20 protein-coding genes and 2 pseudogenes are annotated in these 25,085 nt (G+C 41.4%); 11 read left to right on the top strand and 11 right to left on the bottom strand.

Going from position 1 to position 25,085, the window contains the following annotated elements:
• The first annotated feature begins 27 nt into the window (after positions 1-27).
• Positions 28-2,913 carry a CHAT domain-containing protein gene (locus tag ACYRY3_RS38815; RefSeq protein WP_460207072.1) on the top strand — a complete coding sequence of 962 codons (2,886 nt, stop codon included), beginning with the start codon at positions 28-30 and terminating at the stop codon, positions 2,911-2,913.
• A 58-nt stretch (positions 2,914-2,971) separates the two neighbouring features.
• On the opposite strand, the gene ACYRY3_RS38810 is transcribed toward ACYRY3_RS38815, so the two are convergent.
• The 8 genes from ACYRY3_RS38810 to ACYRY3_RS38775 all read right to left on the bottom strand — a co-directional run bounded on the left by ACYRY3_RS38810 (position 2,972) and on the right by ACYRY3_RS38775 (position 8,941).
• Entirely contained in the window at positions 2,972-3,151 is a 180-nt protein-coding gene (locus ACYRY3_RS38810; protein WP_460207071.1) for a hypothetical protein, read from the bottom strand.
• Positions 3,152-3,175: 24 nt separating this feature from the next.
• Positions 3,176-4,228 (bottom strand): FecR domain-containing protein, encoded by a 1,053-nt coding sequence (locus ACYRY3_RS38805; RefSeq protein WP_460207070.1) that lies wholly within the window; start codon positions 4,226-4,228, stop codon positions 3,176-3,178.
• A gap of 592 nt (positions 4,229-4,820) precedes the next feature.
• A complete protein-coding gene (gene purT, locus ACYRY3_RS38800; RefSeq protein WP_460207069.1) occupies positions 4,821-5,990 on the bottom strand; it encodes a formate-dependent phosphoribosylglycinamide formyltransferase in 1,170 nt (389 codons plus the stop codon).
• A 285-nt stretch (positions 5,991-6,275) separates the two neighbouring features.
• Positions 6,276-7,028, bottom strand: coding sequence for a hypothetical protein (locus ACYRY3_RS38795; RefSeq protein WP_460207068.1), 753 nt, complete (start codon positions 7,026-7,028; stop codon positions 6,276-6,278).
• 42 nt (positions 7,029-7,070) lie between these two features.
• On the bottom strand, positions 7,071-7,307 hold the full coding sequence (locus tag ACYRY3_RS38790; RefSeq protein WP_460207067.1) for a hypothetical protein: 237 nt from the start codon (positions 7,305-7,307) through the stop codon (positions 7,071-7,073).
• Entirely contained in the window at positions 7,285-7,536 is a 252-nt protein-coding gene (locus ACYRY3_RS38785; RefSeq protein WP_460207066.1) for an NADPH-dependent FMN reductase, read from the bottom strand. The genes ACYRY3_RS38790 and ACYRY3_RS38785 overlap by 23 nt, the downstream gene beginning before the upstream one ends.
• Before the next feature lie 53 nt (positions 7,537-7,589).
• Complete coding sequence (locus ACYRY3_RS38780; protein WP_460207065.1) at positions 7,590-8,387, bottom strand: SDR family NAD(P)-dependent oxidoreductase; 798 nt, start codon at positions 8,385-8,387, stop codon at positions 7,590-7,592.
• Positions 8,388-8,431: 44 nt separating this feature from the next.
• The gene (locus tag ACYRY3_RS38775; protein WP_460207064.1) at positions 8,432-8,941 is read right to left on the bottom strand and encodes a DM13 domain-containing protein; all 510 of its coding nucleotides are present in this window, start codon (positions 8,939-8,941) and stop codon (positions 8,432-8,434) included.
• Positions 8,942-9,375: 434 nt separating this feature from the next.
• Between ACYRY3_RS38775 and ACYRY3_RS38770 the strand changes: the two genes are divergently transcribed.
• Positions 9,376-10,668, top strand: a complete 1,293-nt coding sequence (locus ACYRY3_RS38770) for an ATP-binding protein (RefSeq protein ID WP_460207063.1) — start codon at positions 9,376-9,378, stop codon at positions 10,666-10,668.
• Positions 10,669-10,940: 272 nt separating this feature from the next.
• On the opposite strand, the pseudogene ACYRY3_RS38765 reads toward ACYRY3_RS38770, so the two are convergent.
• Positions 10,941-11,033, bottom strand: a pseudogene (locus ACYRY3_RS38765) (IS5/IS1182 family transposase); the annotation flags it as partial.
• A gap of 88 nt (positions 11,034-11,121) precedes the next feature.
• Between ACYRY3_RS38765 and ACYRY3_RS38760 the strand changes: the two are divergent.
• On the top strand, positions 11,122-11,499 hold the full coding sequence (locus ACYRY3_RS38760) for a hypothetical protein (protein ID WP_460207062.1): 378 nt from the start codon (positions 11,122-11,124) through the stop codon (positions 11,497-11,499).
• Positions 11,500-11,689: 190 nt separating this feature from the next.
• Here the strand turns inward: ACYRY3_RS38760 and hemN are convergent.
• Positions 11,690-12,652: pseudogene (gene hemN, locus ACYRY3_RS38755) on the bottom strand (oxygen-independent coproporphyrinogen III oxidase); the annotation flags it as partial.
• A gap of 242 nt (positions 12,653-12,894) precedes the next feature.
• On the opposite strand from hemN, the gene ACYRY3_RS38750 reads away from it, so the two are divergent.
• The 3 genes from ACYRY3_RS38750 to ACYRY3_RS38740 all read left to right on the top strand — a co-directional run bounded on the left by ACYRY3_RS38750 (position 12,895) and on the right by ACYRY3_RS38740 (position 15,327).
• On the top strand, positions 12,895-13,827 hold the full coding sequence (locus ACYRY3_RS38750; protein WP_460207061.1) for a phosphotransferase: 933 nt from the start codon (positions 12,895-12,897) through the stop codon (positions 13,825-13,827).
• A gap of 54 nt (positions 13,828-13,881) precedes the next feature.
• Positions 13,882-14,700 (top strand): AraC family transcriptional regulator, encoded by an 819-nt coding sequence (locus tag ACYRY3_RS38745; protein ID WP_460207060.1) that lies wholly within the window; start codon positions 13,882-13,884, stop codon positions 14,698-14,700.
• A gap of 75 nt (positions 14,701-14,775) precedes the next feature.
• The gene (locus ACYRY3_RS38740) at positions 14,776-15,327 is read left to right on the top strand and encodes a DUF6022 family protein (protein WP_460207059.1); all 552 of its coding nucleotides are present in this window, start codon (positions 14,776-14,778) and stop codon (positions 15,325-15,327) included.
• A gap of 469 nt (positions 15,328-15,796) precedes the next feature.
• Here the strand turns inward: ACYRY3_RS38740 and ACYRY3_RS38735 are convergent, their stop codons facing one another.
• A complete protein-coding gene (locus ACYRY3_RS38735; RefSeq protein WP_460207058.1) occupies positions 15,797-18,742 on the bottom strand; it encodes a HEAT repeat domain-containing protein in 2,946 nt (981 codons plus the stop codon).
• Positions 18,743-18,870: 128 nt separating this feature from the next.
• Here ACYRY3_RS38735 and ACYRY3_RS38730 point away from each other — a divergent pair, with 128 nt between their 5' ends.
• From ACYRY3_RS38730 to ACYRY3_RS38710, 5 genes are all read left to right on the top strand, one after another.
• Complete coding sequence (locus ACYRY3_RS38730; RefSeq protein WP_460207057.1) at positions 18,871-19,143, top strand: hypothetical protein; 273 nt, start codon at positions 18,871-18,873, stop codon at positions 19,141-19,143.
• 714 nt (positions 19,144-19,857) lie between these two features.
• Complete coding sequence (locus tag ACYRY3_RS38725; protein ID WP_460207056.1) at positions 19,858-20,124, top strand: peptidoglycan-binding domain-containing protein; 267 nt, start codon at positions 19,858-19,860, stop codon at positions 20,122-20,124.
• A gap of 390 nt (positions 20,125-20,514) precedes the next feature.
• Positions 20,515-21,345 (top strand): beta/alpha barrel domain-containing protein, encoded by an 831-nt coding sequence (locus ACYRY3_RS38720; RefSeq protein ID WP_460207055.1) that lies wholly within the window; start codon positions 20,515-20,517, stop codon positions 21,343-21,345.
• A gap of 139 nt (positions 21,346-21,484) precedes the next feature.
• Positions 21,485-22,243 carry a class I SAM-dependent methyltransferase gene (locus ACYRY3_RS38715; protein WP_460207054.1) on the top strand — a complete coding sequence of 253 codons (759 nt, stop codon included), beginning with the start codon at positions 21,485-21,487 and terminating at the stop codon, positions 22,241-22,243.
• Positions 22,244-22,487: 244 nt separating this feature from the next.
• Entirely contained in the window at positions 22,488-25,067 is a 2,580-nt protein-coding gene (locus tag ACYRY3_RS38710; RefSeq protein WP_460207053.1) for a hypothetical protein, read from the top strand.
• The last annotated feature ends 18 nt before the right edge of the window (positions 25,068-25,085 follow it).

The raw sequence follows: 25,085 nt of genomic DNA, 5'->3' as shown, positions 1-25,085 counted from the left end.
ACATCAGACTCAAGGGGATTTGAATTTATGGTAAGACTTAATTTTGGGAAGATAGTTAGAAACAAGGGTGTGTTTCACAAGTTGCAAATTGTCCTATTAGCTTTGCTGGGGCTGACTTTCAGCTTGGGTATCCATTTGCTAAGTGCTGCTTCCATTGTCCGAGCGATTGAGAAAGCCCCTATTTTATTGAGCCAGCCAATTAACAATGGTTCTACGTCCCTTACCCAAGCCCCTGAAAGCATAGAACAACTGATAGAAAAGGGCAAGACTTTATACCAATCGGGACAATTTGCCTCTGCAGCCCAAAGTTTCCAGGAAGCTGTACGGGTTTATCAGTCTCAAAATGACGCGCTTAACCAAGCTTTGGCGTTAAATTTTCTTTCTTTGACTGAGCAAAAACTGGGACGTTGGAACAAAGCAAGTGTTGCAATTACAACTAGTCTCGATTTATTAAATCAATCTCAGTTAGGTAATCCTCACGCAAAGCAGATTCTCGCCCTCGTTCTCAACACTCAAGGCAATTTACAATTAGCACGAGGACAAGCTGATGGTGCTCTGCAATCGTGGCAAAAGGCAGCTAAAATTTATGCTGAAATTGGCGATAGTGCTGGTTATACTGGTAGTTTAATTAACCAAGCTACAGCTTTCCAATCTTTGGGGCTTTACCGCCGCACGATGAAAATATTTGAGGAGGTAGAAAAAAATCTTCTTTCTATGCCAAACTCGCTTTTAAAAGCTTCTGGATTGCGAAGTTTGGGCAATGCACTGCTAACCAGTGGAGATATTGATAAGTCTCAGAAAATGCTGGAGCAAAGTTTGGCAGTTGCACGACAGTTGCAATCGCCACAAGAAGAAACTGCAACTTTACTGAGTTTAGGCAATGCCGCTTTCACAAAGGGTAAGAGGAATTTCGTCAATGAAAGCCCTGGGGAGGATAATTTTCTCCCGTCGCGATGCAAACAAACAGCGATCGCGCAAACAAAGGAAGTCAAATCATACTATCAACAAGCCTCCGATTACTATCATGAAATCTCTAATAAGTCAAGTTACCCCATGACTGCTGTGCAAGCACAACTCAATCGCTTGAGCGTATTGCAGTTTCTTGGGGAACAACCGACGAGGGAAGAACTAGAATCGATTCAATCTGCACTCTCCTATTTAAGCCCCAGTCGAGCCGCAGTATACGCTAGAGTCAACTTTGCCCAAAGTTTGCTTTGTCTTTCCAAGGGAGACGAGGTAACAAGGGGGACAGGGGAGACAACAAAAGAGATTGTCAATTCTCCAAATCAAAATTCGTATTCTCTGGCTTCTGTCTCGCAAGGAGCTAAAATTCAAAATCCCGAATATATTGTCCAACTATTAAATACGGCTGTACAACAAGCCAAAGAGCTTGAAGACCAAAGAGCCGAGTCTTATAGTCTGGGTTATCTGGGTCAATATTACGAGATGAGAAAACAATTGTCGAAGGCGCAGCAATATACTGAGTTAGCTTTAAATCTTGCTCAGATAATAAACGCACCGGATATTGCTTATCAATGGCAATGGCAACTCGGACGCTTACTTTTAATACGGGGAGATTCTCAAAAAGCAGTAGTCGCTTATACAGCTGCAGTAGAAACTCTTCATACTTTACGCAGCGATTTAGTGGCTCTCAATCCCGACATTCAATTTGACTTTCGAGATGAAGTAGAACCCGTCTATCGCCAATTGGTAGGATTACTTTTACAACCAGACCAAACGTTCTCTCACAAAGCTGTCACGAAACAAGTTAGTCAGAAAAACTTAAAGCAAGCTCGTGATGTAATTGAAAGTTTACAATTGGCTGAATTAGACAATTTTTTCCAAGATGCTTGCATTACTGTCCAACCGACGCAGATTGACAAAGTGGTGGACAATGCTAATCCGGCAACTGCAGTTTTTTACACGATTATATTAACAGACCGCATTGAAATTATTGTCAAATTACCGCTTGCTCAAGAATTACGGCACTACACGACTTACAAACCCAAAGCTGAAGTAGAAAAAACTTTGGAAGAACTGCGACAAAAACTCGAACAACGCTATACATTCCGCGATCGCGAAGCACTTTCCCAAGAAGTCTATAACTGGATTATCAAACCAGCCATTACAGACTTGGAGAAAAGCAACGTCAAAAATCTCGTCTTTGTGATGGATGGTTCCTTTCGGAATATCCCAATGGTAGCGCTTTACGACGGCAAACAGTATTTGGTAGAAAAATACAGCGTCGCCCTCTCGCCCGGTTTGCAACTGCTCATACCCGAACAAAAACGCAAGCGATTTGAAGCATTAGCCGCCGGATTAACAGAATCTCGCCTTGGCTTTAGTCCCTTACCAAATGTCGCCACTGAATTGAAGCAAATAGAGTCCGTTATTCCTTCCAAACAACTACTTAACCAAGCTTTTACTGATACTAACATTGGCGAGCAAGTCAGTTCGGTTTCTTTTCCTGTGGTTCACCTGGCGACTCACGGTAAATTCAGTTCTCAAGTCGAAGATACATATATTCTTGCTTGGAATGGCAAGCTTAATGTTAAGCAGTTGCGGGAAGTACTGCAAACTAGAGAACAAGTGGTAGGGCGTTCCTACCGCGTACCTCCCCCAATTGAATTACTTGTCCTCAGTGCTTGTGAAACAGCGACTGGCGATAAGCGTGCTGCTTTGGGACTCGCTGGTGTCGCCGTGCGTTCCGGCGCACGCAGTACCCTGGCTTCACTATGGCAAGTAGACGATCGCTCTACCTCCATTCTCATGAGTGAATTTTACCGACAGTTAACAAAAGAACCAAATTTAACTAAAGCGGAAGCTTTACGTCGTGCTCAAGAGGTTGTTTTGAAGGACAAGGAACACCCATATTATTGGGCACCTTATGTTTTAGTGGGCAATTGGTTTTAGGCAAAATTGATTATAGATTGCTTGATTAAAAACAGATTTGCTGTACCGTTAGCACGAATTAATTTTTAGTTTCTTTTTTCTTATAAGGTGTAGTCATGTTGCTACCACCTTGATATCCTTTATCTCCCTCAAATTCTAGTTTGTCATCAAATTTTTTTTGCTGTTTGCGAAATAGATTGATATCTGCCGTTGGACTTGGAACTCCTACTTCTACGTCAATTAGAGCCTTGCGGTTCATAATATTTCGCCAACAGTATCTTCGCTAATTCTCCCTTGAATTATTGTTACCGGAATTGTTGTTACCTGGGTTATTGTTACCTGAGTTATTGTTGCCTGGGTTATTGTTACCTGAGTTATTGTTGCCTGGGTTATTGTTACCTGAGTTATTGTTGCCGGGATTGTTGTTGCCTGGGTTATTGTTACTCCTATCTTCACCAGTATCTGATATGACTTGTCCTGTATTCAGCAGGGTATCTACTGGAGAATTGTCTTTAATAAAATTGTCGTTAATACTGTTAACGTTATTAATGTTGATAGTCGTAGAGGTATCGTGGGAAGAAGAAGTTATCGCTAAAAAAGATGGGTTTTCCACAACTCCCTGACCAGTTAAAGGCTGCTGTGTTGCAACTGCAGCAGAAGTTTCAGCTTGAACGCTAGCGATCGCAGTATCTGAATTAAATATACCACTTTTGAGCGTTAAATCCAATCCCCGAACTAATTCGCTCGTTTCATAAAAAGTTCTTAAATCGAAATCGTATAAACCCTTAAATCTATCTTTGACTATAACTATAAGTTGCCCAGCTTCCAACTTCTGACTTTGAGAAGCATTCGTATTTTGTACTTCAATACCACTGTCTGTCAATGCACCGACAATTGTGGTGTCTGTTTGTCGGTTGTAGCGTACAAATAATGCCGAACCGCGAATTGCTGCTGCTGCATTCGGTGTATTTATACGTGTTTGCCCTTGTCCCGGTCGAATCAGCAGCAACACAGTTCCGTTTGACAGTTTAAAGTTTCGTGTCTTTGGTAAAAAACGAAATACAGCCTGTTCTCCTACCCTTGCCAGAGAACCGTCATTGAAGTGCAAGTCTGCTAGGGAAGCTTTACCAGTGGACAAGGCATCGCCAGGAATCATTGCGTCCGATTTGCGTGCTTGACGCTTCGGCTGGTTTTGTGGAATGAGTTGCACTAAGTTACGGAGTTTCTCGATGACTCCCAAAGTCAGAGGTGTCTCAGCGCTTGCCCGCGCTGGCAATGGTAGCACAAGACCTCCCCATAAACCAATCGCTAGCACTAGGAAAAACTTGCGAAACATTGTTTGAAGCCTCCGGTAATGTTACTGATACCAAACTACGTGAAGACAGATGTTGATGTTGAAGGTTTAAACCTTTTAGCTGTTATGGGGGACTGTGTTGATTAGTATGAGATGTAAGTAGGTGGGCAGAATAAAATATCACTATGTTGAGAGCCATTCGTCCTCAGTCATTAGTCCTTTGCTTAAGGCAAATGACCAGTGAGCAGGAACAAAGGACGACCCTCAGCAGTTTACTTTATTTGTGCCTTAAGTAAAATTATCTTTTAGTTGTTTCAAATAAGACTTCAGAGCAATTACGGTTTTTTTAGTAAAGAGTTTTAGATCCTGTAGGTTGGGTTGAGGAACGAAACCCAACATTTAAAGTATGAAGTATGAAGGATAAAGGATGAACGAAACCCAACATTTAAAGTATGAAGTATAAAGTATGAAGGATAAAGGATGAACGAAACCCAACATTTAAAGTATGAAGTATGAAGTATAAAGGATGAACGAAACCCAACATTTAAAGTATGAAGGATGAACGAATGATTGAATATCTTGAAACGCCCTTTCAATGGTGGTGGGCAGTGCCCACCCTACGAAAATTGGTAAATTAGGATTGGATTTTTATTTGACTTGCGGCTCTTGTTGCCTTTTCCCGTGCGTGTTGTACGCTGTCACCTTTAGCTAAAGCCACTCCCATACGCCGGTAGGGATAGGCTTGAGGTTTACCAAACAGCCTAATATCCACATTTTTTTCTGACAGCGCCTCGGCTACACCCGTGTAAGTTATAGAATCTAATTCTTGGGAAGCTAAAATGACGGCACTGGCAGAGGGACCGAACTGTTCTATATTAGGAATGGGCAAGCCTAAAATGGCTCTTAGGTGCAATTCAAATTCATTGAGATTTTGCGAGATTAATGTCACCATACCAGTATCATGGGGTCTGGGAGAAAGTTCGGAAAAAATCACCTCATCTTTGGTAATAAAAAATTCAACACCAAAAATTCCCGCTCCTCCCAAGGCATCGGTGACTTTTTTAGCTATTGCTTGTGCTTCTCCGATCGCTTTTTCTGCCATTTCTGCTGGTTGCCAAGATTCTTGATAATCTCCTCTTTCTTGGCGATGACCGATGGGAGGACAAAAAATTGTCGGTTCATTCCATTGCTTTATTGTCAATAATGTAATCTCAATTTCAAAGTTAATAAATTCTTCAACAATGATTTTTTGACTATCACCTCTAGAACCTGCGATCGCATAGTTCCATGCTTTTTCAACTTCACTTTTATCATTAACGACAGATTGCCCTTTGCCAGAGGATGACATCACGGGTTTCACGACATTGGGAAATCCAATTTTATCGGAAATAGCAATCAATTCTTCTAAAGTTGTCGCATAACCATATCGAGCGGTACGAATACCTAACTCTTGATGAGCCAATTCTCGAATTCTATCGCGATTCATTGTATAGTTTGTGGCAGCAGCAGTAGGGACGATCGTCATACCTCTTTGCTCAAATTCTAGAAGTTTTTCCGTTCTAATTGCTTCAATTTCTGGTATGATGATGTCAGGTTGATGTTTGGCAACAACATCCTCTAGATCGTCAGGGTTTAGCATCGAAATCACTTCGCTTGTATCTGCAACTTGCATTGCAGGAGCGTTAAGATAGCGATCGACAGCAATCACATAGTTGCCCAGTCTTTGAGCAGCGATCGCAAATTCTTTACCGAGTTCTCCAGAACCCAGCAGCATTAACTTTTTTGGCAACTTAATTGAATTCATCTTTTTCCAAATTTCCGAGTATTTTAGAGATTGTCGTGAAGGTATAGATTATATCAAGTTTGTTGGCAGTACAAGGCTGTAGCAAAATTGCTGATGGCATCAGTTAGGAAGAGCGATTAAAAGAGTTTTGGCATTACCAATTTATTTTTATAGCTCAATACGGTTCAGTTAAGGCTGATGTGTAAATAATCACGTTGTCCAGACGCGCTGTTTGAAGCGTCTCTACGTTGAGTTCCAAATCGGAGTTCTGGTCTTCTCTGAACCGTATTGTTTTATAGCTCATCCCTAACCATAATTGACAATTTGAAAGCCATCACAAGGATAAATTCTTCTAATTCGGAAAATTTGGCGAGGGTGAAAGCGATCGAGGGTACAAGTCCAAGTTACAGAAAAATCTAAGCGATGGCGAAACAACAGTTCAATACGAGATAGCGAAGAAGATAAAAGTACTCCATGATAGCGAACGAGATGAAAGTCAAAATTATCATCCTGAAGAAATAAATCTAAATTTTCTGCTTTCAGGACAGTTTGACGCATAATCGGCTCTAGGATAAAAATCATCCCGTAGCGTTGAATATATTTAACTTTTTCTCGATTTTTGCCTATTTCTTGGCAAATGCCATAACCTTCCAAAAACAGCCCTTCATTCTCAACTAAAGCAAGATTGTTCCAAACTATCTGTTTATTGATTTCCCGTTCGATATATTGAATATCTTTCTTGTGTAGATAGGAGAGTTGTTCTCGATTTAAATAAGCTCGATATAAAGCATCAAGCAAAGTGGCATCCGTTTCTTTCCAGGTAATGTTTTCTGACCGAGGTGGTACAGAAGTTTTTCTAAAAATCAGACCCTCTCGTTTGCTATTATATTTCCAAATTTTAAATGGTTTATAAAGAGGACGGTTCAGAGGAAACTTCTGGCGACCTGTATACTCTGGATTAACTTTAGTAAATTGAAAAAAGGCGTTGCGAATCGTTTGAGAGGTTAGAATAACCAAACGACCATCACCAGCTAATGATAATTGAATCGGCAAAGCCATAAGCAATTTAAATTGGCTTTTTCAAAATTGTTAATCCTGATTTTAAGGTGATGGTAATTTGGCAAGAATTATTTGACTTATTCGGTTAATAACATCATCAACAAGGGGGTCGTTTTCTCTCCCTTTGGTATTTGCTTCATCAATCGCTACTTGAATAGCTGTCCCCAAATCATCTACCATTTCACCTAATTCATTGAGAAGTTTAATCTCCAACCCATAATCAATTTCTACTTTTTGAGTATAGTGAGTAATGACTTTATAGGTTATACTCTGGTGCAACGATAATTAATCCATCTGCCCGCTCAACAGTGCTGGAAAACTGAGGGTCTTTAATAGACTCACCAGCGTCATCGGTGGTAATTGGAATGTTACGAATATCAATCAGTTGCGTCTCTACATCATCTCGTAGCGCAATCTGCTCAACAATAAATTTGGCAACGTATTCACTTTGGCGACCTTGACGGGGAGTACCCAAAATGACAGGAATAAATAGAGGGGTATTTGTCATAATTCCTCTTCTGTGACTGGTGCAATTTTGAACCTAGTGAGATATTACGGTATTTACTGCTCCTGATAGTTCCAAAGCAGCCCACCATCTACGAAAAAAGTACTGCCTGTAATGTAGTCAGCATCTGAGGAAGCTAAGAACGCCACTAGAGAGGCGACATCTTGCGGTTGTCCGAGACGCCCAAGGGGAATGTTCTGCAACAAAGCACCCAACTTTTCTGGGTTATTCAACAGTTTGGTGTTAATGGGAGTTTCGATCGCTCCTGGTGCAACGTTGTTAATTGAGATCCCCAAAGGACCCAATTCAACTGCTAGGTTGCGAGTCAACATCTTCATCCCACCTTTGCTGGCACAGTAAGCTGTGAAATTAGGAAATGGCAATTCCTCATGCACCGAACTAATATTGATGATTTTCCCAGTCCGTTTAGTTTCAATCAAGTGTTGAACAAAGGCTTGAGTGGCAAAGAACACGCCCTTTAAATTGATATTCATGACAGCATCATAATCTGCTTCTGTCACTTCCCAGAATGGTGCGTGTTTTTCAATCCCTGCATTGTTTACCAGAATATCCAGCTTGCCAAAATGCTGAATGCTTTCCGCTATAAGTTGACGAACCTCTGACACGCTACCTAAATCTGCTTTCACAGTGTAACCATGAGATTTGGGACACTGAGCCATGTGACATCTACCGCCAATAGCCTCTACCCTGGCTAAGGTTTCTTCGGCCCCTTCTGGGTGAGAGCGATAATTAATAACAACATTGGCTCCTTCTTGAGCAAGGCGCAGGACAACTCCTTGTCCGATACCTTGACTGCTACCAGTTACTAAAGCAACTTTATCTTGTAGCTTCATAAACTTTCTCCTTGTCAGTATATAGTTGAGTTGTTGGTTAATTTTTAACTTTTTAAACTAGCAGCACCAAAAGTAGCGTTGAACTTCCGACACCAGATAGCCACAGATTTGTAGTCGGCTAAATTAATGTTGTTAGGAATGGCATAACTTTGAGCGCCACTAAATTTTTTTAAAGGAGCAATCACAATGTAATCTCCCTTATTTAAAGGATATGCTGGTGGTTTAGTTGAGCCAATGACATTCTCTGAACGATGTAAAATGACCACCAAATCAGGTCCCATTTCAGAAGTCTTAAACGCTCGGTCAAGCTCTAGCACTGATTTACCATCTTTGTTAGTAATACGTACTGTTCCTTGAGTTGTATGTTCTCCGGAAACAAAGGTGCCAGAACTTATAGCAGTTGCATTTTGAGACTTTACTTGAGTTAATGATATCGGAACTGATTCATTTGTCGGAGCAAAACTTTGAGTTAATTCATTCTTGGATATTTCTTTTGTACAGCTAACTGTAACAGTAGTAGCTAAAATCAGTGTTAATAAATATCCTAATTTCATAATTTAAAATACCTCAATGCATCAATCCGGAGTGAAATCTTTGCCTTCTGTAAACTAATTGTTGCCTGACTAGTTTATCAAGAAATTATTCAAAACTAAAGATTGATACTTAGAAAGCTGAAATTTTGTCTAGAAAATTCTCAGACACTTCTCAGCAAAATCTCAATTTTCAGCTAAAATGAGACAATTTCGTAGGTTGGGTTGAGGAACGAAACCCAACAAAAGCTCGCTCAATGTTGGGTAACGCTTAACCTCAAGCCCATCCACTCACCCTCAAATCAATTTACATTTATTCATATAAATAATCATAAATTTTCTGTACAAATAGTAGATTTTTATAATAAAATATTCGTCAATAAATCATCCCGGCATCCAGAGTAAATACCTGGAAATCCAAAATTTAATATTCAATTTTTAAACATATTTACTAAACCATGCAACAAGCATCCACGAGCAAAGGCAATGATGAAGAAATGTTGTTGCAACAACCTTGGCAGCGAGAGCGGCAAATAATAGCACGTTTGTCTTCTTTAAACTATCGAACTGGTGAATTGGGCAGTTATTTGCATAATATTGCCTGCGGAGTCAGCGAACTGATTGGAGTGGATTGGACGGTTGTTACATTTTGCCAAGAGGGGTTTGAAACTATTTTAGCCAGTAGTCTGGAAATGGCTGAAGATGCACCCCGTGTTTATGCACTGCATGGTCGGTTAATTGCTACAGTCATTCAAATTGGTCGTACATTGGCCGTTGCGGATGCTATCGCTAATCCAGAGTATGGCAAACCAGCATCAGGTTATCGAGCATATTTGGGGGTACCATTACAAACTTGCGAAGGTCAAGTATTCGGTACTGTTTGCTCTTTTCATCGGCAAGTAAGAGAATTCTCAAAAGAAGAAATCCAAATTGTGGAACTATTTGCAGAACGTGCGGCAACAGCGATCGATCACTATCATCTTTACCAGCAACAGTGCCAATTTAATCAAATTCTAGAAGCTGAGGTAGAAAAACGCACCGCTCAACTGCGGGCAGCACAAGCCAAGCTTGTAGAACAGGAACGACTGGTAGCCATTGGTGAATTTGCTGCGACAATCGTGCATGAAATTCGCAATCCCCTGACGACAATGATTATGGGATTGAAGTATTTTAAGAGAACCGTTTTGACTGAAGCAGCTCAAGAGCGATTATCACTGGCACTTGGCGAAGCCAGCCGTCTAGAACATCTGCTGAGTGAAATTTTGCTCTATGCCAAGCCCCAGGTACTGCAACTGTGTGACTTGGATGTGAATGAATTCATTTGTGAGTTGCTTGTATCAATCCGTGAGATGCCAGAAGCGCTGTCACGGCAAATCGAATTTATCCCGGCATCACCTCCTGTCAAAATCTTGGGGGACAAAAATAAGCTAAAACAAGTGTTTATCAATATTGTCCGCAACGCCTGTGAAGCAGTCTCAGCAGGAGATGTCATTACATGGCAAGTAGACAGTTCGTCTCAAGAAAAAGTCTGCATCAATGTCTGCAATAGGGGTGAGCCAATTCTCCCAGAAGTCCTCTCAAAGCTAACGCTGCCCTTCTTTTCTACTAAACCTGGTGGTACGGGGTTGGGGCTTGCCATTACCAAACGCATCGTTAATGCTCATGGTGGAGAATTATCTATTCAGTCTGATACGGTAACAGGTACTACAGTGAGTGTTCAATTACCTGTAGTTACTGTTGGAGGTCTTTGAGAAATTCTAAACCAGGGAGTTGGTAGAGTCGATATGGATATAGAAAATTTACTTATACCAGTTCTCCATAAAGTGTACTTAATTTTTAAAATGAACCGCCAAGACGAGCTAGTGCGTTGGACGGGTTCCCCGGCTTGAAGCACCTGGCGTCGCCAAGAGCGCCAAGAAGAGAAATTTAATTAGAAGAGTGCCAGTTTATAGAGAATTGGTATTAGGAGACGGGGTATTGATTGGGTAAAAGAAAAAGTGAGAGCTGATTCGTAAACAAAAGCTTAAGATGCAATTCGCCTTACCATAAGACGAATCAATGAGCCGTAAATCATAGCTTCACTCACCTCAGTGTACAACTCATAATCCTTGGGCAGATGAAGAGAACAGAACACTTTCTAATCTAATGGAGACGCTATCTGAAAATGCGATCGCTAAACGCCAAGGACAAGACAAGGAGGACAAATGACCAACACAGGACAACCACCAAGCGTTGAGGAACGACTCAGCCGACTAGAAACTTTGTTTGCCAACGTAGGCGAAAAAGTTGTGGAACATGATGCCACTATTGATGTACTGGTAGCAAACATTCAGCAACTTACTGAAAGAGTAGATACACTGACGATTAACGTTAATACTGTTGCAACACGAGTAGATTCCTTAGCCGAGCAAGCAGCCCAAGACCGCCAAGCTTTTCGCGAACGAACAGATCGCCTAGCAGCCGAAGCAGCCCAAGATCGGCAGCAAGCGGCTATTGACCGCCAAGAATTTCGCAACGAAATTCGGCAGATTTGGGAATATCTGCGCGTTCGCAATGGCGGTAGCAGTCCCCCCACCGGTTAGAAAAGTATGCTCGTGCTGGGTTTGGTTTCATTCATGCTAAGGTTGGGGATTATCTGGCAAATTTTGTAATGAATTGGATGTCACTAATACTTCCTCAACAACCACAAATTTCACGGAACCGGGGATTGGAGGTTGGGAGACTAGAGAGAAAAATAGCCTCCTTGTTCCTAACCCAATGTCCTTGACAACTTCAAATAGCTTTAGAAAAACCAGTGGCGCGATTGCAAAGATAGCTATCAAATACAGCAGCGATATTGCGGATGAGCAATTGTCCAGTAGGTGTGACCTCAATGCGATCGCGAGAAAGTCTGATTAAGCCATCAGCTTCTAGTAAATGCAGTTGCAATTGTTCTTGTGAAAAATACTCTGTAAAATCGCAATCAAAGCTCAGATGATATTTTTCCTCAATCTTATCCGGTGACAGTTGAAATTGGCACATCAATTCCATAATGATTGTGCGGCGAATGATGTCGTCGTGATGAAGTTTCACTCCCTTTTCAATTGGTAATTGACCGCCGTCAATCGCCTGATAATAATTTTTCAAACGTTTATGATTCTGCACGTACACGTCGTGCAGCATACTAATTGAACTCATGCCAAACCCAAACAAATCGGACTCCGGTTTAGTGGTATATCCTTGAAAGTTACGATGCAGTTGCCCGTTACTTTGAGCAATCGCCAATTCATCATTCGGTTTAGCAAAATGATCCATGCCAATAAAGACGTAGCCATTTGCGGTTAATTCCTCTATCGTCATTTGCAGAATCTTGAGTTTTTCAGAAACTGCTGGTAATGCCTCCTGTTGAATTCGACGCTGAATGGGTTTTAACCAGGGCACATAAGCAAAGTTGAAAACGGCAATGCGATCGGGATTTAGTTGGATTGTCTTGCGGACAGTACTTCTGAAAGTCTCTAGAGTTTGATACGGCAACCCATAGATTAGATCAACGTTGACACTGGCAAACCCAGCATCTCGAATCCAGTCCATTACCTGAAACAGCATGGCTTCCGGTTGAATGCGGTTAACTGCTTGCTGTACCTGGGGATGGAAGTCCTGAATACCAAAACTAATCCTGTTGAACCCCAAGTCCTTTAAGAAAAACAGGTACTCTCTATCAAGCGATCGCGGATTCAGTTCAATAGAAATTTCTGAAGCATTGCGCTCAACCGTTCGTTAAATTGTCAAGGCTGTTTGGCATTCTCCCACTCCTAAAAGGATACTGCTGGTGATTCAGGGGTGGGGGACACACCCCACGATTTTGGTACCCCACCCTATCGAGAGCAATCAACTTCAGTCATGAGGAGAGAGCCGAAAAAGGACATCGCAGTTGGCTTCTCAAAACAAGTTTGTAATATAATGTAGTATAAAAGAGAAAAATATTTCTCTTCTTCCTTATGGATCGCGATTCTACAAACCAAAAAGTTCCTATCATCGCACGGAGTCGAAAATCCAAATCACTCTGCAATGAAGAACCCCCTTCAGCAAAAGCGAACCGTGCTGTCGCTGCCTCAATGTCTGTTGCTTCTGCTTACGGCATCACTGTTGAAGACCCTCATGTGCTGGTTAATGGTTATTCAGTACGCGTCCACCTGCGACCTGCACCCATCGTCGCCCGTGTGAGTACTATCACCCCTGTAGTGCGATCGCCAATTGAGTCCTGGTTGGCACGTGAAGTTTCTGTTGCTGAATTCCTGGCAGCAAAAGGCGCGACCGTAGTTGCACCTAGCGACCTTTTACCGCCAGGTCCGCATCATTATGATGGTCTCACGATGAGCTTCTGGCGCTACGTTCAACGCGTTTCTGATACCTTACCAGAGCCTGCAATTGTCGGACGAATGCTGGCTGAGTTGCACGTCCTTCTGCGCGATTATCCTGGTGAGTTGCCACTTTTAGCACCACCACTTAACGACATTCCACGAGGACTTGAGCGTCTTGAACAAACTGAGACCCTTAGTGCTCCTGACCTGATGCTACTGCGAGAAACTTACGATATGCTACTTCCTCAGTTAAGCAATCCCGTCGGTTCGTTGCAGCCACTGCACGGTGATGCAAATGCTTTGAATCTCATCCCTACTGCGTCCGGACTAATGTGGAATGATTTTGAGGATACTTGCACAGGTCCAATTGCTTGGGACTTGATTAACCTTGACGATGAGGGGATAACGGCATATGGGGACGTTCCCGAACCAGCGATGCTGGATCTATACCGCAAGGTCCGGCAACTACACGCTATTGTTTGGGTATACGCGCTATTACCAGAATTTCCTGACTGGGCTGAATATGCCAAAGTCATGCTCAATAACTTGCGCGGTAATTTTCCGAGATAAAGCTTTCGGACAAATTTTATCTCAGATAATGCACATAATATAACTACAACCTGTATGATTTACCACACTTATCTTCCGTGCTCGCCATTATCACAGTTCGTGGAGTTTTTGTGGTTTCGGGAAGGTTATAACGTATCGAAGGCGCAGGCACGCTTGTTGCCAATGGGTTCGATGGAGCTGGTCATCAACCTGCACTCTGATACAATCCCCCTCTTCGAGAGGCATAGTCGGAAAAGGTGCGGAAGCGCACGCGGAAGCATGATATGTGGAGCACATTCTGAAGGGTTCATTATTGACATTGATAGCAAGGTTTGCGTCATGGGTGTGCATTTCAAGGCGGGCGGCGGAGCCCCGTTCTTTGCTTTACCTTCTGGCGAGTTGCACAACCAGATAGTATCACTTGATGATTTGTGGAGTCGTCGTGCTGGAGAACTACGCGATCGCCTGCTTGAAACTCCAACATTAGAAACTCGCTTTCTCGTTTTGGAGCGTTTCCTCCTGGCTCGGATGGCGCAGCGACCCGAACGACATCCGGCAGTTGAATTCGCGTTACGCGAGTTTCAGCGATCGCCCGTGCCCAGGGTCGGCGCGGTGACGGCTCAAATCGGTCTTAGCGATCGCCATTTCGGTCAACTATTCCGCAATGAAGTGGGGCTGACACCTAAGGTCTTTTGTCGCGTTCAACGCTTGCGGCAAGTTCTTTACCTCCTAGCTGAAAAAGAACACGCCGATTGGATTGATATTGCTTTAGCTTGTGGCTACTTTGACCAGGCGCACTTCATTCATGACTTTCGTAGTTTTGCTGGTTGCACTCCCACAACCTATCTCGAACAACGGGGTCTTCATCCCTGCCATATTGTGCTACCTGATTGAGGTCATTTTTTTACAATCCAGACACGTTTACTATACGCCACAATCAGAGACGACACAATTGGGAAGTCGTTTTCGATGGAATCATTACAGGAATTTCTTGGGGAAAACAACAAGAACGATATTTTTACCCTCGCTCAATACATTGAGAGCCATATTGCTCTTAATTGGGAAGCTCTAATTAAGAAGAATATGGATAAGTTAGTATACGTATTCACTAAAGCGGGTGATATGGCATATGGAATGTATCTAAGCTGGCTGTTTTTACCCGTTCACAAGCAGCTTAAGCAGGCTTTGTTGCGCCCCGAACCCAGATTGCCTGGGGATTTCAGCATCTCAAGAGAGTGGGGCAATCAGGAAGAAACTGACCAACAGCGTTGGATGTGGAGCACTATTAAGTCAACAGAAGGCAAGTCATTGGGAACTATTGTCACAATCGCGTTTCACGACCACACTCAGTTTCGCGTCCCTCAAAAGCCCCAAATTATTGCCCTACCTGAAACCAGTAAAGAAGCTGTTGTGGAGGCACTGTCGCACCGTTCCGATGACTTTAAGAATGCACTTGAATTCAATATCTGGTATGCAAACTACTTAATAAGTTTAAACAGCCAAGGTTTGGTACCCGAATAGTACAACTCATAATCTTCCCCAAAAATTTGCGCGATCTCGATTAAATGGGGAGTGGTTTCAAGCAGAACAGGAAATTTTCAATTATCTGGAAACGCAGATTATCACTAGAGCATCGGTACAGAAATCATAAATAACCTAGTTTTGTGTAGAGACGAGCCATGGCGCGTCTCTAAATTCACGAAATATCAAGGATTGCAGTCGAGAGAAAATGTGTGTTTTACTTCTCTGCTTGACTACTGTACCGGCGCTCTAGTTGATGCTCTCAAGGACGCCAGCCCATTTTCAGCTTCAAGGTTGGCTAATAAAATTGAAGATTACAACGTGCTTTGTCACTTAAAACAAGTTGAAAAGTTGGATTTATATAACTTTAAACCTAAATAAAAGAGTGGGAGTTTTATAAGGACTTAGAAGCGGTAGAAACGATTGAAGAAGCATTTGAGTTTGGCAAGAATGCACTCAGTTTGAATAGTTATTCACTCCCAAGCATTTGGGCAATAGCTTGTAACTTTGAATTTCCAGGATTTGAATGACGGGCAGCATGAACTAAAATTTTAATCCATCCTTGTGCTTCTGCCTCCTTCAAAATATTGAAGACAATTTCTTGTAAATTACCTTCTCCTGCAATGGCTGCTAGTTTTTTATTTAACCCAAACGACAACATTTGCTCTAGTGATGATTTTGTAGGAAACGCATCCACTAGAGCATCTTGTAGTTGTTTGCGCTGCTGACCAGATATTTGTTGTTTCAGTGTTTCAGAGTTTGCGTAATTTTGGGTGTGAGTATGGGTGCCATGTTCAAAGATGTCGTAGTTGTAGAACTGACACCGTGACTGAATTGATAAAATTATATTAGCAAAGTACTTAAATATATTATTTGATTGAGCCTCGAAAATAAGTTTATAAAATTGAGAGATATTTTCAGGAGAAGCGATTTCGTTTAGCTTAGAGATTGCTTCCCAAGGATCATCAGAACTTGACAAAACGATTTCTGTAAGGTCTGAAATTTTATAAATGTTACCAAGTCGATCTGCTAATTCATGATTTAAGCTATCAAAAGCTAATACTTCATCGCTATCAAATGCATCAGTTAACAAGTTAGCCGTGACAGGAGTGATAAGTTTTCTAATAGCCTTCTCAGCATTTCGCTTAACTTGATAGTCCAAAGTATTTAAAGCTTTCTCCAAAGCAGGAAGAACTGCTTCACCAATACAGATCAAAACCTCTATAGCATCTTCACACACTTTTGAATCTTCCCACCCTATGCAGTTGCGATATCCTAGTGCTTCAACCAAAACAGGAATAGCAGCTTGCTCACCATTTCTTCCTAAAGCACAAGCAGCAGTAAAACGAACTGAAAAGTCTTCATCGGTAAGAACTTGAATTAAACCAGAACTAGCTGCATCAGTTCCAATTATTGCTAAGGTTTCTACAGCTTCTTGGCGAATAGAAGGATCTGGGTGTTTTAGACCAATAGCAATAGCAGTTTCAAGATTTTCGATGCCAAGCTTGCCAAGAGCAAAAAGAGCATGAAAGATAACATATTCAGCTTCTTCATTATTGAAGATTTCTACAAGAATATCAATTACAGAAAAATCGCCTATGTTTCCAAGGGCTTTGGCTGCATTTCCACGGAGGATAAAACTTTTATTATTATCTTTCAAAACACGACTTAATATAGGAATTGTTTCCCTACTTGGAATCTGCATCAATATAATAACTGCTAATGAATGATTTGAAGTATATTGGATTACTTCAATTTCTTCCTGCTCTAGAATTTCGGATAAGGTCTGTATTACAGTTGAGTTACCGATTTGAATCATAGCAGTGGAAGCACTATTGCGAACCAAAAAATCTTGATCTGAAAATGCAACATTGAAAAGTACTTCTATGGCAGATTGAGATTTTGTGCCTATTATTCCTAAAGTTTCTGCTGCTTGTTTACGAAGGACGGAACTCTCAGCTAAAAGACATTTTGTAATTTCAGATATTAAATTTTCTCTTTCTTGTCCCTTAAATACCAAAGAAAAAATCATCCGAACTGAAATATTTTCATCTTTCCAAAGCTTGCCTAGGGCAGAAAGAACTTCTTCTTCTCCTTCATTTTTTAAGGCAAATGCTGCTTGATAACGAACCTGGCTATTTTCATCATCTAATACTTTTATTAAAAGAGGTAATATATTCTCATATCCACGCTTAAGAAGCAAATGTAGAGAAAGAACTGCCTGCTGACGTATTTCTGAAGTTCCTGTTTGTAAGATTTCATGCAGTCCAGTAATCATAATCTCCCGATTAATTTCTTCTAGGGCGAAAATAGCTCTAATATGAGATTCTTTATTATTTAGACCATCCCAAAGAATTGGTATTGCTGTCTCATCACCATAATGAGCTAATGTACAAGCAATTTTAAACATAAGCTGAGAATCGGCATTCTCTATAATTCTTTTAAGAAGAGGGATGGAAGCAAGACTGTAAATTTTCTCTAGAGCATCAGCAACTTCATTTTTTGTAAAGTAATCACTACTATTTTCCAAGGCTTGGTTTAGAAAAGGAATACTAGCATCGGAATTTGTCATACCTAAAAGTTTTATTTTGAACTTTTCAGGAATATTCAAATCAGTAATCATGCTTACGGTTCTGTCTTGATGCTCAGGCTTAACTCCTCCAGCCAGTTTTGCTCCTAGTTGTAAATCCACTTTCATTGCTAGCCTTACTATTCTTACTACCAACGCCTCAGACTCAACAAACGTCATCGCCATTGCCAGCGGTTCTGTCCACTTTAAATAATTCAAGTAATAATACTTCAGTTCCTCATCATTCAACTCTGCCAACTGCCGTACTAACCACTCTGCCGCATAATATTCCTGAAACAGTTGATGGTGAAATTCAAGATGCTCAGGGTTACTAGCTACTTGGAGCAAATGCCATTCCACCAAATCCTCTAACCACTCTTTAGCCTTTTGCATAACAGCCACATCTGGTGTGTTATCACCTGCCAGAAAAGTGGCTAATATTTTCTCTGCCTGAGTCTTGGGAATCGTGACCCAAGAAGCACTGGGTTTACAAGGATCGGTATGCGGATCACCCTGAACCATCGTAAAGGCAAGATAGCTGAGTAGGTCGAACGTAAAACGACGTGAGTCCTCAGAAACGTTTCTCAATCGTTCGGGTTTAAATTCCTCATACCGTCGCGCAAATTCCTTACGAAACAGATCGCCTCGGTTTATAGGAATTTCACCATTCTGCTCAAAAACATCGCATAACAGCTTCAGTAACAGTGGTGTTTCTGTCAGATCTCGGAGCCGTCCCTTAATCTGCCGCCATAGCTCCCCACTCGTCTCCGACAACCGCTTTTGAACAAACTCCCACATCTGAGGTTCGGTTAGTGGCAACATTTCTAGTTTTTTAGCAATGCCCAAATTCGAGCCCGAACCCAGTTCTCGCGTGGCAAAGATTAAAGGAACTTTTAAATCAGCACATAATTGTCTAAACTCATTTACTTCCTGCCAAGCTTTGTCATTGGGTAATTCATTCAAACCGTCTAAGATTGGCAGCAATTGTTTATCGCGCAAGAGAACTTTTAAGGTCTTTTCATCTATCTCAACCCACCATTCCAGTTTTTTTTGAATTGCTATTAACACCGAACTGCCAAGATAGCGCAGTTCAATTAGGACAGGGATTGGGGAAACCTCATTCTTGCCTTGCTCAATTGCTTCAAGACAATAGCGCGACTCTTCCCACAGCAACTGCCATAGCGATGTGGATTTTCCTGAACCAGGCTTACCTACCAGCAGTACGTGATCTGGAGCATACTTTCTGAGCCCCTCGAGCACCGCCAACTGCTCTTGCTTTTTCTCCTGGTGCTCCTGTTCGTCAGCATTCGACGTTGTATAGCTTTGTACCTGCAATGATACTCTTGCCAACGTTGAAACATAGCGTTCGCTTACTTCCAGCCGAGTATCCTTGCGTGATGCATTAAGGATAGATTGTAGATAAAGCTGAAACTCTCTAGGGGCAATCATGCGAAAGTTAATTTACATACATCATAAGAGAGTCTTTTCTAGAGCAATACTACTAATAAGCATAGAAAAGGCTCCAAACTACACCAGCTTAGCCTGCTGCTATTCAGATTTCTTCCAAATTCGGTAATCGCATATCTCTTTCCTCAAATCACATGAAGAATATAAGATATCTTTTATAGTAGTGGTATGCATCTGTAAAATTACGTAAAAATAATTATTAGCAATATCGATAACGTGCTTTCCCTTAGCAACATTTATTGTTCAATTACTACAAAAACTAAAAACGCTGCCTAGGTTTTCAAAAGAAGTGCAAATTGCATAGTTTCGCAAATTACGCGTTTTCCACCACAGTCTTACTACTAAACTGAGTATCTGTACTTATTGACAAAAGGTTTTGAACCATATCTTGACTGGGTACCCTAGAGGGTAGTCCTTCATTTGATTTCTGGAATCGAAAGTAAATTTGCAGAAGTTAGTTATTGTCAAACTCAATAAATACTTCTCTACAATAGATGAGCAATACAACACAAACAACTCTTCCAACTCTTAACAATGGTAGTTCTGGTGTAGCAGTCAAAGTTTTGCAACGGTTATTGATGTTTCAAAGTATAAGTGTTCCAAGGTTATTTTTAAAGATTGATGGAATTTTCGGTGCAGCAACAGATGCTGCTGTGAAAGATTTTCAAAAAAGCAGAGGGCTCTCTGTAGATGGAATTGTTGGTTTAAAAACTTGGCAAGAACTGAGTGCTTTACCAGGTGATGGAGAAGAAACTTTGTGAAGCCGCCCCGTTTGCGATCGGATTGCGTCGCGGAGGGAAGAGCAGCGTTCCCCAAAGGGGTAGGAGCGGAGTCAGGTTTTGGTGAGGTGTGCTCTAACCTTATATATTAGCGATCGCTCAAGGAGCACAAGCATTGGTGAGTGCTCAATTCATCTGACTATTAAGCCAAGGCAGATATGAACGGGAATATCCGCACAATTGTTTAATAGTTGAATGTTGGAAAGCAATAGCGCTCTTGCACCTGCCCTATGTGCAAAAACATATTTACAATCTGGTTCTCAACAACTAAAACCTGTTGAGAACATAATTTTTTTGCAGCAATGCCCTCAAAACACGGTTATTCTGGTTCTGAAGACCGATGATTCTATCTGAATTATCATCCAAACTGCCATGCATAACGTAAGCCAAACCGTTAAAATTACAATCTTTGATACGACCTTACGAGATGGAGAACTCGCCTTGGAACGCAAGCTGACAGTCGAGCAAAAGATTCGCTTGGCGATGATTCTTGACGAAATGGGAGTGGATGCAATAGAGGTTGGTTATCCGGGGGCTTTCCGCAAAGACTGTGATGAAATTTTCATGGTGTCAAAGCAGGTCAAACGTTCTACAATCTGCGGTTTGGCAAGTAGTAAACCAGATGAAATTGCTGCGGTTGCTGTGGCGCTTAAGCCTGCTGTTCGAGGACGCATTAATGTGTTCACTCCAGTTCGCATTCAGACGAATATGGCAGCATCAGAAGTTTTGGAAACGATCGCAAGCAGTGTATCGCTGGCAAGGAACTACTGTCCAGATGTGGAATGGTCAGCATTTGATGCTACGCGCAGCCATCCTGACTTGTTGTGCAAAGCGGTTGAAACAGCGATTAAAAGTGGTGCAACGACGATCGCCATTCCTGACAGTCTGGGAGTTACCTCACCAGTGGAATTTTCTCATCTAATTGAAACGGTGATGCATCGAGTCCCCAATATTGACTCTTGCACTTTAGCAGTTCACTGCCACGATGACCAGGGGTTTGCGGTAGATAATTCGCTGGCTGCGTTAGATGTAGGGGCAAGGCAAATTGAATGCTCCATTAACGGATTGGGGGTACGCGCTGGTAACGCTGACCTGGCGAAGGTTGTGGAGGCACTCGCCCATCATTCGACCTACTACACTGCTATCGACCTCTCATGCCTCACTCAAGCATCCGAGATAGTGACTCAATTTATCGCAGCATGACTAAAAAGGATGAAGGATAAAGGATGAAAATTAGGTTGATAGATGAATACTTGCCCCTAAATCTCTTGACAGGTTTTATTTTATACTTCATCCTTCATACTTTATCCTTTAGTTGACCTTTGGCTAGAGATGGATTGTTATGGCTAACTTTTACGATGGACTCACTCCTTTTTATCACCTGATTTATGGCGATTGGGATGCCGCAATTGAGAAGCAAGCAACCCAATTATCCAATATTATTAGTGAATATTGGGGCGATCGCGTTCGGCACATTCTAGATGTTTCTTGTGGCATTGGCACTCAGGCACTCGGGTTGGCGAGCAAAGGCTATACTGTAACGGCATCTGACCTATCACCCAAAGAAATCGAAAGAGCTAAACAAGAAGCCAAACAACGACAGCTAGAGATTAAATTTTCGGTCTGCGATATGCGAGAGGTTTACGAACATTACCAGACTCAATTCGATCTGGTGGTGTCCTGCGACAACTCTATTCCTCATTTGTTGGATGACTGGGAGATTTTGAAAGCCTTGCAACAAATGTATGCCTGCACGCGCCCCGGTGGAGGATGTTTGCTAACCATTCGAGATTACGAAAAAGAACCGAGGGGAACTGGTATTGTCAAACCCTATGGCATTCGGGAGGAAGCGGGAAAGCGATATCTGATATTTCAAGTATGGGATTTTGAAGGAGAAATTTACGATCTGGCGATGTATTTGATTGAAGACGATCGACAGACCGAACGTGCCACAACTTACATCATGCGATCTCGCTACTACGCCATTCATCCGAATCATTTGATGCACCTGATAACAAAGGCAGGCTTTACCAACGTCATACGCTTAGACCACGCATTTTTTCAACCCGTTCTCCTTGGTACCAGGGACACCTCATCATGAACATTTGGGCGCTTCAAGCCCATAGGCTGATAACAAGCGCATAAGTCAATTCTACTGACATCTATAAATAATCACTTCTTCCAGAATCGCATATGACTACTTATTCAAACCAATTTGAATTTGGCGATCCCGATGCCCTTAGCGTGACGGTGCAGACTTGGTCGTGGCAATGGAAAATCGTCAGGATGTTGTTCCATCTGGCAGTTTAGCTGCTACGGGCACTGTCGTCACATAGTTAGAATATATGGCAAATAGCAAGAAGTTAACACCAGATGAACGGGGTATTATCTCAGGCGCTGAGTTAATGAAAAGTATCATTGATAATGAACCAATTGAACCAATTAATGGCGCAATAGTTGAAGATTTTATCCAATTAAACTCAGTAAGTTACGACCATAAGTTAGTTTTACACAATATAACCTTTAGAGAGCATTTTGATGTCAGTGAAGCCCACTTCAAACGCTCAGTTGACTTAACGGGATGTGTTTTTGAGCAGAACATCAACTTTTCTGATACAGAAATCGAGAGAAATTTAGTACTTACAGAAGCAGAGATTAAAGCAACTCAAGAAAAATTTCAAAATTTAGCTAACTTTGAACGTAGTTATGTTAAAGGAATTTTAGATACACGAGCATTGCAGGCTAATGTCAAATTAAATTTGAACTACAGTCAAATTGGTAACTTAGTACTCCACTCCTTAGCTGAAAAACAAACAGTATGCAACGAAGAGGTTTCTCTGATAGGAGCCAAAATTGTACATGAACTCAATTGTAGTGGAACGAAAATAGCGAAGGATCTAATTCTTCAAAGCACGGAAATTCAAGGAGATTTATTTTGTAATCTCAGGAGGGGTTACTGCACCGAAGTGGGCGGTGATGTATGGATGATTGGTGCAAAAATATCAGGTAGGGCAGACTTTAGTGGAGCTAAGATTGGAGGTGATTTAGAACTGCAAATTGCTGACATTCAAGGTGCTTTAGATTGTAAACCAGAGCAAGATGAGCAACAGCAGTGGCACTATACCGAAATTGGTGGAAAAGCTATCCTCAGTGGAGCCAAAATATCACCACTTGTTAATTTTTGCGGGGCTAAAATCACAAAAGGTTTGTCTCTCGAACGAGCTGAAATTAACGGTAATGTATTCTGTGAATCATGGGAAAATCGCCAGACTAGAATTCTTGGCAAGGCAAACTGTGTTGGAGTCCAAGTTACAGGTTCCATGAAATTTAGTGGAGCAATAATCACAAACGATTTAGACCTGAAAGGAGCCAATATTAAGGAAAATTTGTTTTGTCAGTCTGAGGAAGGCAATCGTACCGAAATCGGGGGACGCGTGAATCTAACGGAAGCACAGGTTTTTGGTTCAGTTGACTTTAGTGGTGCAAAAATCTTTGGCGATCTAGATTTAAAACGAGCCGAAATAAAAAGTAAATTAGACTGCGAGGTGAAAGCAAACCATCGCACCGAAATTGGGAAGAATATTAATCTTGCTGGAACAAAAGTACTAGGTAGTGTCAACTTTAGAGGTGCTCAAATTGCTCAAGATCTAGTCCTGAAAGGAGTAGAAATTGCAGGCAGCCTAAAATGTCATTTCACCCTCCCTTCAGAATCGAGCACTGATGCTGAAAATGTCGAAAAAATCTATACAGAAGTTGGGAATGATGTTAATCTTATTAGAGCAAGAATTTCCAGTTCGGTTGACTTGAAATATTTAAAAATTCAAGGAAATTTAAAGCTAGAAGGAGCAGAATTTTCTAGTAATTTTTCCTGTAATATAAATAATATTAATTTAAGAAAAAATGGTAATAAGGAAATTAATTTTAAGGAATGTACGATTCGTTGTTTAAATATTGAAATTGATTTACCATTGAAGCACTCCAAATCTTCTTTTTCATCGAAGCCTACTAAACCTGCTTCATCATCGAAGTGTAGCAAACTTAATCTTGCATTTACAAAAGTTATTAAATTAATAATTTCTCCGCAAAAGGACGGATTAGAAAAATCGGAGGAGTTTGAATTTAATTCGGAGGGGTTTGAATTTAATTTGGAGGGATTTGAATATCAACAACTGGAGTTACCTGAAAACGAAGAAAGTACTGCAAATAAATACATCCAATTTTTAGCGGCAACCCAACCATTTGATGAAGGAACTTACCTTTTTATGGAAAATTGGTTGCGAAATCAAGGCGCACAGCTTGATGCCAACCGTGTTTACACGGAAATGCGGCGTCGGAATAGAAGAGAGACAATCAGTTCAGACATAAAACTGATTCGGAAATGGCGATTATTGTTGAAAAGTCCTAGGGGAAGGTTGCGGCTTATCAAAATCCTATGGATATATTCTTTTCAACAAGTATACGACTGGGTTTTGGACTTTACGATTCGCTACGGTACAGCCACTAATCGGTTGTTTTTCTTTTACTTTTTACCCGTGCTCATGTGTTCGTGGTTATTATTCTATAATCTACAATCGGTAGAATTGGACTGGACTGTAACAGCAGGTGATTTAAACAATTCGCACGTGATTAAACGGTCAAATCAACAAAAGCCACAACTCTTAGAAACTAAACTATTAGTTCACCCTACAAGACAAGATTGGACATCAATGAATGCCTTTTGGCTGGGTGTAAAGACAACTATTCCAGTTATACCCTTCGCATTTACCGATAAATGGACTCCCTCTTCTCAACCCATCGTATGTTTCAACAAGAAATGGTGCTCGATAAGTTACGATACCTATGCTAAATTCACGACTCTACTCGGTTGGATTACAGTTCCATTATTTTTGGCAGGGATATCCGGTATCGTGAAAAGGCAACCTTAATAAATAATTTTAAAGGGT

The sequence above is a fragment of the Scytonema sp. NUACC21 genome (assembly GCF_054684315.1).
This window is presented reverse-complemented; position numbering and strand designations above follow the sequence as displayed.